Source organism: Aquibium sp. A9E412, from assembly GCF_030398335.1.
Lineage (GTDB): Bacteria > Pseudomonadota > Alphaproteobacteria > Rhizobiales > Rhizobiaceae > A9E412.
This window is the reverse complement of the sequence record NZ_JAOAOP010000044.1, coordinates 21760-30124: the sequence shown is the minus strand read 5'-3', so window position 1 is coordinate 30124 and position 8365 is coordinate 21760. Positions and strand designations below refer to the sequence as shown.

At 71.5% G+C, this 8365-nt stretch carries 9 protein-coding genes and 1 pseudogene; 3 read left to right on the top strand and 7 right to left on the bottom strand.

The window, feature by feature from the left end; all coding sequences use genetic code 11:
• Positions 1 to 184 (bottom strand): annotated as a pseudogene (locus N1F89_RS14795) (hypothetical protein); the annotation flags it as partial.
• Between the two features lie 148 nt (positions 185 to 332).
• On the opposite strand from N1F89_RS14795, the gene N1F89_RS14790 reads away from it, so the two are divergent.
• Positions 333 to 1241 carry an alpha/beta hydrolase gene (locus N1F89_RS14790; protein ID WP_290084963.1) on the top strand — a complete coding sequence of 303 codons (909 nt, stop codon included), beginning with the start codon at positions 333 to 335 and terminating at the stop codon, positions 1239 to 1241.
• A gap of 68 nt (positions 1242 to 1309) precedes the next feature.
• On the opposite strand, the gene N1F89_RS14785 is transcribed toward N1F89_RS14790, so the two are convergent.
• The 3 genes from N1F89_RS14785 to N1F89_RS14775 form a co-directional block, all read right to left on the bottom strand.
• Complete coding sequence (locus N1F89_RS14785; protein WP_290084962.1) at positions 1310 to 2812, bottom strand: AMP nucleosidase; 1503 nt, start codon at positions 2810 to 2812, stop codon at positions 1310 to 1312.
• Between the two features lie 86 nt (positions 2813 to 2898).
• Positions 2899 to 3099 (bottom strand): hypothetical protein, encoded by a 201-nt coding sequence (locus N1F89_RS14780; protein ID WP_290084961.1) that lies wholly within the window; start codon positions 3097 to 3099, stop codon positions 2899 to 2901.
• 54 nt (positions 3100 to 3153) lie between these two features.
• Positions 3154 to 3324, bottom strand: a complete 171-nt coding sequence (locus tag N1F89_RS14775; RefSeq protein ID WP_290084960.1) for a hypothetical protein — start codon at positions 3322 to 3324, stop codon at positions 3154 to 3156.
• Between the two features lie 177 nt (positions 3325 to 3501).
• Here N1F89_RS14775 and N1F89_RS14770 point away from each other — a divergent pair, with 177 nt between their 5' ends.
• Positions 3502 to 4203, top strand: a complete 702-nt coding sequence (locus tag N1F89_RS14770; RefSeq protein WP_290084959.1) for a glutathione S-transferase N-terminal domain-containing protein — start codon at positions 3502 to 3504, stop codon at positions 4201 to 4203.
• Positions 4204 to 4474: 271 nt separating this feature from the next.
• Here N1F89_RS14770 and N1F89_RS14765 read toward each other — a convergent pair whose 3' ends face one another.
• Positions 4475 to 4816, bottom strand: a complete 342-nt coding sequence (locus N1F89_RS14765) for a DUF2147 domain-containing protein (RefSeq protein WP_290084958.1) — start codon at positions 4814 to 4816, stop codon at positions 4475 to 4477.
• A 409-nt stretch (positions 4817 to 5225) separates the two neighbouring features.
• Between N1F89_RS14765 and N1F89_RS14760 the strand changes: the two genes are divergently transcribed.
• On the top strand, positions 5226 to 5492 hold the full coding sequence (locus N1F89_RS14760) for a sel1 repeat family protein (RefSeq protein ID WP_290084957.1): 267 nt from the start codon (positions 5226 to 5228) through the stop codon (positions 5490 to 5492).
• Between the two features lie 382 nt (positions 5493 to 5874).
• Here N1F89_RS14760 and N1F89_RS14755 read toward each other — a convergent pair whose 3' ends face one another.
• Both N1F89_RS14755 and N1F89_RS14750 read right to left on the bottom strand, forming a co-directional pair.
• Positions 5875 to 7839 carry an acetyl/propionyl/methylcrotonyl-CoA carboxylase subunit alpha gene (locus N1F89_RS14755; RefSeq protein ID WP_290084956.1) on the bottom strand — a complete coding sequence of 655 codons (1965 nt, stop codon included), beginning with the start codon at positions 7837 to 7839 and terminating at the stop codon, positions 5875 to 5877.
• Between the two features lie 3 nt (positions 7840 to 7842).
• Complete coding sequence (locus N1F89_RS14750) at positions 7843 to 8361, bottom strand: O-acetyl-ADP-ribose deacetylase (RefSeq protein WP_290084955.1); 519 nt, start codon at positions 8359 to 8361, stop codon at positions 7843 to 7845.
• Positions 8362 to 8365 lie beyond the last annotated feature (4 nt).

Sequence of the window (8365 nt, the reverse complement as noted above, 5' to 3'; positions counted from 1 at the left end):
CCGCCGGCGCCGTGCGGCCGCGCGCCAGGAGCGCCAGCGCCGCCAGGCCGAGAACCGCCGCCAGATGCACCCGGAAATGCGCCAGCGCGTCGAACGCGCCGTGCCAGGCGCCGAGGAAGGACAGCCCGAGCAGCGCCGAGAGCGCCAGCCCGGCGGCCGCGAGCAGGGGATCGGTTCGTGTCATGCGTCTCGTTTGCGCCGCTGCGGGGCCGCAGGCAAGCCCGCCCTCGTGGCCGAATTGCGGCGCCGGCGCACGCGCCGCCGCCATGCCGTCTTGCCAGCGCCGCGGCGATCGGCTTGGCTGGGCGCCGACACAGCGGCAAAGGGGCCCGATGACCACACAAGCGCTTTTTCCCGGCTTCCGGGCCGGCCGGTTTCAAGGCGACGGCGCCGAGCTGTTCGGCCTGGTCGGCGGCGAGGGGCCGCCGCTCGTGCTGCTGCACGGCTATCCGCAGACGCACGCCGCCTGGCACCGCGTGGCGCCGGAGCTCGCCCGCCATTTCACCGTCGTCCTGTTCGACCTGCGTGGCTATGGCGCCAGCGCGGTGCCCGATCCCGACGACGGCCACGCCGTCTACTCCAAGCGCGCCATGGCGCGCGACGTGGTGGCGGCGATGGCCGGCCTCGGCCATGCGCGCTTCGCGCTGCTCGGCCACGACCGCGGCGCCCGCGTCGCCTACCGGCTGGCGCTCGACAGCCCCGAGGCGGTCGAGCGTCTCGGCATCCTCGAGGTGGTGCCGACGGCGGTGATGTGGCGCCACTTCGCCGCCGAGATGGCGCTCAAGGCCTATCACTGGACCTTTCTCGCCCAGCCGCACCCGCTGCCCGAACGCATGATCGCGCCCGACCCGGTCGGCTATCTCGAGTGGACGCTGGCCGCCTGGTCGCACAAGGGCTCGCTCGCCGACTTCCACGCCGACGCGCTCGCCGACTATCGCCGCGCCTATGCCGAGCCGGCGCGCATCCGCGCCTATTGCGAGGACTATCGCGCCGGCGCCGGCATCGACCGCACGCTCGACGAGGCCGACCGGCGCGAGGCGCGCCGCATCGAGGCGCCGCTGCATTTCGTGTGGTCGGACGACGGCTTTCCCGCCCGCACCGGCGACCCGCTCGGCCTGTGGCGCGACTGGGCGCACTACGTGACCGGGGAGGCGGTCTCCGGCGCCGGCCACTTCGTCGCCGAGGAGAACCCGCAGGCCGTGCTCGACGCCTTCCTGCCGTTCTTCGGCGGCGGCCGCTGAGCGGGCCGCGCGTCCGCCGCGCCGGTCTTGCCGCGGGCGGGCACGGACGGCGGGCGCGGCGATGCGCGCTACTGGAAGGCGGTCTCCGAGAAGCTTCTGAGCTTGCGCGAATGCAGCCTTTCGAGCGGCATGTCGGCGAGCTTCTCCACCGCGCGGATGCCGATCTTCAGGTGCTGGGCGACCTGCCGCTTGTAGAAGTCGGTCGCCATGCCGGGCAGCTTGAGTTCGCCGTGCAGCGGCTTGTCCGACACGCACAGCAGCGTGCCGTAGGGCACGCGGAAGCGGAAGCCGTTGGCCGCGATGGTGGCCGATTCCATGTCGAGCGCGATGGCGCGCGACTGCGACAGCCGCTGCACCGGCCCGCGCTGCTCGCGCAGCTCCCAGTTGCGGTTGTCGATGGTGGCCACCGTGCCGGTGCGCATGATGCGCTTGAGGTCGTAGCCGGTCAGCCCGGTGATCTCGGCCACCGCCTCCTGCAGCGCGACCTGCACCTCGGCCAGCGCCGGCAGCGGCACCCACACCGGCAGGTCGTCGTCGAGCACGTGGTCCTCGCGCACATAGGCGTGCGCCAGCACGTAGTCGCCGAGCGCCTGGGTGTGGCGCAGCCCGGCGCAGTGGCCGAGCATCAGCCAGGCGTGCGGCCGCAGCACGGCGATGTGGTCGGTGATCGTCTTGGCGTTCGACGGGCCGACGCCGATGTTGACCATGGTGATGCCGCTGTGGTCGGCCTTCCTCAGGTGGTAGGCCGGCATCTGCGGCATGCGCGGCGGCGTCGCCCCGCCGGTCGGCGTCGCCTCGCCGGCCCGCGTCACCAGATTGCCGGGCTCGACGAACGCCTCGTAGCCGTTGCCGCCGTCGGCCATCATCTGCCGCGCCATGGCGCAGAACTCGTCGATGTAGAACTGGTAGTTGGTGAACAGAACGAAGTTCTGGAAGTGGTCGGGCCGCGTGGCGGTGTAGTGCGCCAGCCGGTGCAGCGAGTAGTCGATGCGCTGCGCGGTGAACGGCGCCAGCGGCATCGGCTCGCCGGGGATCGCCTCGTGCGTGCCGTTGACGATGTGGTCGTCGGTGGCGTTGAGGTCGGGCACGTCGAACAGGTCGCGCAGCGGCCGCTGGATGCGGTCGGCGACCGACGCGTCGACATAGGTCTCCTCGAGGAAGGCGAAGTGCAGCGGGATCGGCGTGTCGGATTCGCCGACCGTCACCGGCACGCCGTGGTTGCGCGTCAGCAGGCCGATCTGCTCGACCAGGTAGGCCTCGAAGAGGTCGGGCCGGGTGATCGTCGTCGCGTAGAGGCCGGGCGCCGGCACGTGGCCGTAGGCGAGGCGCGAATCGATCTGCGCGAAGGAGGCGGTCGACACCGCGATCTCGGGGTAGAAGGCGCGGAAGCGGCGCGAGGCGTCGCCCGTCTCGGCCAGCTCCGTGAAGCTGTCGCGCAGGAAGGCGATGTTGCGCTGGTAGAGCGCCTCGAGCGCGGCGACGGCGGCGCGGCCGTCGGTGAACTCGCGGCGGGCGACCGGCTCGGGGCTGGCCACGGTCGCGATCGGCTGGGCATAGATTCGCTTTTCCATGTCCCCTTATATGGCGATGCCGCCGCGGTTTCGAGACATGGTGCGGGCGATTCGCGCACGCCGCCCGCGCGCCGGCGCCGGCGGCGCTAGCGGGCCCGCTTGAGGCTGTGGATGATGACGAGTCCGGCGCCGCTCGATTTCTCGTGCTCGCCGACGATGATGCCGGCGGTCTCGCCGCCGCGCACCTGGCCGACCGCCGTCAGCGGCGCGGCGATGAGGGCGGCGATCAGCAGCGCCTTGGGCAGCTGGCGCAGCGTCGCGCCGGGGGTGGCTTCGGTGATCCGCATCGTGTGTGTTCCGTTCTTGCGGCGCCGCGCGCTGCGGCCCCGTCCGGCACCCGCTCAGCGCCGCAGCGGCGGCGCGCAGGTGCGGCCTTCCTCGAAGACGCAGGGGATGACCACGCCGATGCTCCACGACCCGGCCGGCCGGCTGAGCTCGGCCACCAGAGCCGCCGCCAGCATGCCGGCCAGCGTGACCGCGACACCCGTGACGGCAAAACGGCGAAGGCTCATCGCTGCGTCCCCCTGTTTTCGCCGCCACAATGCCGCAATCGCGCTGAACCACGGCTGAGGGCGTCGTTCAGCCGCCGTTCAGACACGTTAACGTGAGGTGAACCCGGCCGCCTCAGCGATTGGCGCGGCGCGGCCGTTGTGGTTTGTTCGCCGCTCCATGACAGAGGACCCGACCCTATGACGATGCAGAGCGAACCGATCGAGCTCCACTACTGGCCGACGCCGAACGGCTGGAAGGTCACCATCCTGCTGGAGGAACTCGGCGCGCCCTATACGGTGAAATACGTCAACATCGGCAAGGGCGAGCAGTTCGATCCCACGTTCCTGAAGATCGCGCCGAACAACCGCATGCCCGCCATCGTCGATCCGCAGGGGCCGGACGGGGCGCCGATCTCGGTGTTCGAATCGGGCGCCATCCTGCAATATCTCGGCCGCAAGTTCGGCCGCTTCTACCCGGCCGACGAGCGCGCCCGCGTCGAGGTCGAGCAGTGGCTGTTCTGGCAGATGGGCGGGCTCGGGCCGATGGCCGGCCAGGCGCACCATTTCCGCCAGTACGCGCCGGAGACGGTGCCCTACGCGATCGAGCGCTACACCAACGAGTGCCATCGCCTGTACGGCGTCATGAACCGGCGGCTCGCCGACCGCGAGTTCCTCGCCGGCGACTATTCCATCGCCGACATGGCCTGCGTCGGCTGGACCCGGTCCTACAAGAACCAGGGGCAGGACATCGCCGAGTTCCCGCACCTCAAGCGCTGGTTCGACACGCTGATGGCGCGCCCGGCCGTCGAGCGCGGCATCGCCGTCGGCCAGGAGCACCGGCGCAACCTGGCCGAGGACAAGGACGCGCAGAAGGTGCTGTTCGGCCAGCGCGCGCGCTGACGTTTGCCGGCCAAGCGGGAGACCGTTCGCCTTCGGCAAAGGCGGCAAGACGATGCGCGGGGCCGATCTGCCATTGCGCGAGAGGCAGGGCGGCTCCCGGCGAGCCCGTCGCGCGAAAAGGAAGGCCGTGACGCCGGTCCGGCGTCACGGCCGTTCATTACACGTCCTGCTTCACGTCCCGCGCGGCTGCCGAGACCCGGCGGCTCTTACCGTCGACTGCAATCGGCGGCCGGCCGATCGCGGCACGCGCGTAGCGGGCAGGGGCCTCGTGTCAGAGCCGCGACCAGGTCTCGCCGCGGCAGATGAGCCCGCCGAGAACGCAGCCCTTCATGGTCAGCGCGCCGCCCGACAGCGACGCCTTGCCCTTGTAGGTCTTGTCCTCGCCCGGATCGGTGATCTCGCCGGCATAGCTGTTGGCGCCCGACGGCGCCATCTTGCCGATCCGCCGGCCGGCATGCTCGCCGGTCGTGAGCGTGATGCAGTAGCCGCCGCTGCACGGCACGATCTTGGCCGTCTCGCCCGACTTGGTGCGCCAGTTGCCCTCGATCGGGTCGGCGAAGGCCGCACCGGTCACGGCAAGCGTGGCGGCGGCGGCGAGAATGAGTGCGCGCATGGTCGTCGTCCTCCCTTGAATGGCGTCGGCAAAACGGCGCGCGCGGCCGGCCGGTTCCGCCATGTTGACGCGAACGTAAGCGTAAACCAGTCGCGGCGGCGCGGAAAGTCCGTGCCGCAGCGGAAGACGCGCCGTTTTTTTGGCCGCGCCGCCGCTGCGCGTGGTTAGCGAAGGGTTTTCGCGCGGCACGCCGCAAGACCCTCGCGCCGGCGTCGAAGCCGCACTTTGCCGGGCTTTTCATGCTTAACGAATTCAAAGATTTACGGAACATTTGAACTTTGTTTTCGGCAAATTAAGCTTGTGATTTAACGGCGGATTCAAGGCTCCCCGGCATCCTGTGCCCATCGAAATGCCAACCACCGAAGACGGCCGGAAGGCGGCTTTCGGGAGAAGCACAGGGAACGTCGCAATGGCACGCTATGAGATCATCGAGGCCGATGCCGGCGCTGCGGGCGCCAACGCCAAGGCCGACATTCTGTTCGAGCTCGGCATGATGTACGCCACCGGCCGCGACTGCGAAGTCGACATGGTCGCCGCGCACAAATGGTTCAACATCGCCGCCATCAAGGGCTCGGCCCGCGCCGCCGCGCTGCGCGCCGAGCTGGCCGAGACGATGTCGAAGCCCGAGATCGCCCGCGCCCTGCGCGAGGCGCGCGAGTGGATGACGACGCACTGACGCGCGCGGGTCTCGAGCGTTTCCAGGCGAAGCGGACCCCGGTTCGCCGTCCGGAAACGCGGCAAGAACAAGCGTTTCCAGGCGAAGTGGACCCCGGTTCGCCGTCCGGAAACGCATCTGAAATGAGCCGTTTCCAGGCGAAGCGGACCCCGGTTCGCCGTCCGGAAACGCGTTTGAAATGAGCCGTTTGCAGGCGAAGCGGCCATCGGTTGGCCGTCGGCAAGCGCGTCGGGACGGACCGACAAGGCCGCTCCGCGGGTGAGGGACCCCAGGAGCGGCGCGAGGAAGCACACAGCGGCCGGCGTCCGCACCTCCAGGGGCGCCGCCGCTCGCGCCGCGGCCGGCCCGTGCGTCGGCCGCGGCCGCGCGCTGCGGGACCGCGTCAGCCGGTCGCCGCCTCCTCGAAGCGCACCAGCACCGTGCCGTCGGTGACCTGCGCGCCCTCCGCCGCGATCTCCGCCACCTGGCCGTCATGCGGCGCGGCGATGGTGTGCTCCATCTTCATCGCCTCCAGCACGAGCAGCGCCTGGCCCTTGCGCACCGTTTCGCCGGCCGCCACACGCACCAGCTTGACCAGTCCCGGCATCGGCGCGCGCAGGCTGTCGCCGCCGGCGGCCGCCTCCTCGGCCGCCTCGAGCGGGTCGTGCAGCCGGAAGCTGTGCTGGGCCGTGCCGGTGAAGACGGTGACATGGCCCGGCCAGCGCGCCACCCGCGGCCCCGTCTCCGGCGCCGCCCGCACGGTGCGGGCCGGCATCCCGTCGCCCGAAAGCGTGACGGCGAAGGCGCCGTTGTCGGCGGCGATGCGCGCCTCGATCGCCGTCTCGCCGCGATGGAGCGTCGTCGTGTGGGAAAGCGGGTGGAAATGCGCGTAGCCGGCGATGGCGCTCCACGGCTCGGCCGGATCGACGGGCCGGTCGGCGCCGGCGACGGCCAGTGCCGCGGCCGCGATCGCCGAAGCGGCGGGCGCGGGCAGGGCGGTGAGTTCGGCCTGCTTGCGCTCGATCAGCCCGGTGTCGAGATTGCCGCCGGCGAAGTCGGGGTCGCGCGCAAGCGCCGCCAGAAAGGCGGTGTTGACGGTCGAACCGGCGATCTCGGTCGCCGCCAGCGCGTCGCCGAGCGCGCTCAGCGCGGTCGTCCGGTCGGCCGCATGCACGACCAGCTTGGCGATCATCGGATCGTAGTAGGGCGAGACGACGTCGCCGGCGCGCACGCCCGTCTCGACCCGGAGCGTGCCTTCCGCCACCGTGTCGGGGAAGCGCAGGTGGTGCAGCGTGCCGGTCGCCGGCAGGAAGCCGCGCGCCGCGTCCTCGGCATAGACGCGCGCCTCCACCGCATGGCCGGTCAGGGCAATCGCGTCCTGCGTCAGCGGCAGCGGCTCGCCGGCCGCCACCCGCAGCTGCCATTCCACCAGGTCGATGCCGGTCACCATCTCGCTCACCGGATGCTCGACCTGCAGGCGCGTGTTCATCTCCATGAACCAGAAGCGGTCGGGCCTGAGCCCGTCGGAGGCGTCGACGATGAACTCGATGGTGCCGGCGCCGGCATAGTCGATGGCGCGCGCCGCCTTGACGGCGGCCTCGGTCATCGCCGCGCGCATCTTCGCCGTCATGCCCGGCGCCGGCGCCTCCTCGATCACCTTCTGGTGGCGGCGCTGCGCCGAGCAGTCGCGCTCGAACAGGTGCACCGCGTTGCCGTGCGTGTCGCCGAATACCTGCACCTCGATGTGGCGCGGCTTGTCGACGAACTTCTCCACCAGCACCCGCTCGTCGCCGAAGGCGGCCTTGGCCTCGCGCCGTGCGCCGGCCAGCGCCTCGGCGAAGGCGTCGGGATCGTCGACCCGGCGCATGCCCTTGCCGCCGCCGCCCGCGCGCGCCTTGATGAGCACCGGGTAGCCGATCTCGCGCGCCTTGGTGGCCAGCACGACCAGCTCCTGCGCCTCGCCGTGATAGCCCGGCACCACCGGCACGCCGGCCTTCTCCATCAGCCGCTTGGCGGCGTCCTTCAGCCCCATGGCGCGGATCGCCTTGGCCGACGGTCCGACGAAGACCAGCCCCGCCGCCTCGACGGCCGCGACGAAGTCGGGGTTCTCCGACAGGAAGCCGTAGCCGGGATGGATCGCCTCGGCGCCGGTCTTCAGCGCCGCCTCGACGATGCGCTCGCCGACGAGATAGCTGTCGGCCGCCGGCGCCGGGCCGATCGCCACCGCCTCGTCGGCCATCGCCACGTGCAGCGCGCCGGCGTCGGCGTCGGAGTGGACGGCGACGGTCGCCACCCCGAGCCGCCGGGCGGTGCGGATGACGCGGCAGGCGATCTCGCCGCGATTGGCGATCAGGATCTTGGAAAACATGGCTTACGTCTCCTCCAGCGCGGCGCGGTGCAGCGCCGCGGCCTGCGCATCGAAACAGCAGAAGATGACCGCGCGCGGCCAGTCGTGCGCGCTCAGGAAGGCGGCGACGGTTGCCACCGCCACGCGCGCCGCCGCGTCCGCCGGATAGCCGTAGACGCCGGTCGAGATCGACGGGAAGGCGACGGTGGCGAAGCGCTGGTCGGCGGCGATCTCCAGGCTCGCCCGGTAGCACGAGGCAAGCAGCGCCGCTTCGCCCCTGGTCCCGCCCGCCCAGACCGGGCCGACGGTGTGGATGACGTGGCGCGCCGGCAGCGCGTAGCCGCTGGTCAGCTTCGCCGCGCCGGTGGCGCAGCCGCCGAGCGTGCGGCACTCGGCCAGGAGCTGCGGACCGGCGGCGCGGTGGATGGCGCCGTCGACGCCGCCGCCGCCGAGCAGCGCTTCGTTGGCCGCGTTGACGATGGCGTCGACGTCGAGGGTGGTGATGTCGGCCACCACGACCGACAGGCGGTCGGACACGGGCATCGCC

Bases quoted from the DNA above. Each gene is read 5' to 3' on its own strand.
- N1F89_RS14770 (WP_290084959.1), top strand. From the start codon at position 3,502: ATGACGATGCAGAGCGAACCGATCGAGCTCCACTACTGGCCGACGCCG.
- N1F89_RS14785 (WP_290084962.1), bottom strand. From the start codon at position 2,812: ATGGAAAAGCGAATCTATGCCCAGCCGATCGCGACCGTGGCCAGCCCC.
- N1F89_RS14760 (WP_290084957.1), top strand. From the start codon at position 5,226: ATGGCACGCTATGAGATCATCGAGGCCGATGCCGGCGCTGCGGGCGCC.
- N1F89_RS14775 (WP_290084960.1), bottom strand. From the start codon at position 3,324: ATGAGCCTTCGCCGTTTTGCCGTCACGGGTGTCGCGGTCACGCTGGCC.
- N1F89_RS14750 (WP_290084955.1), bottom strand. From the start codon at position 8,361: ATGCCCGTGTCCGACCGCCTGTCGGTCGTGGTGGCCGACATCACCACC.
- N1F89_RS14780 (WP_290084961.1), bottom strand. From the start codon at position 3,099: ATGCGGATCACCGAAGCCACCCCCGGCGCGACGCTGCGCCAGCTGCCC.
- N1F89_RS14755 (WP_290084956.1), bottom strand. From the start codon at position 7,839: ATGTTTTCCAAGATCCTGATCGCCAATCGCGGCGAGATCGCCTGCCGC.
- N1F89_RS14790 (WP_290084963.1), top strand. From the start codon at position 333: ATGACCACACAAGCGCTTTTTCCCGGCTTCCGGGCCGGCCGGTTTCAA.
- N1F89_RS14765 (WP_290084958.1), bottom strand. From the start codon at position 4,816: ATGCGCGCACTCATTCTCGCCGCCGCCGCCACGCTTGCCGTGACCGGT.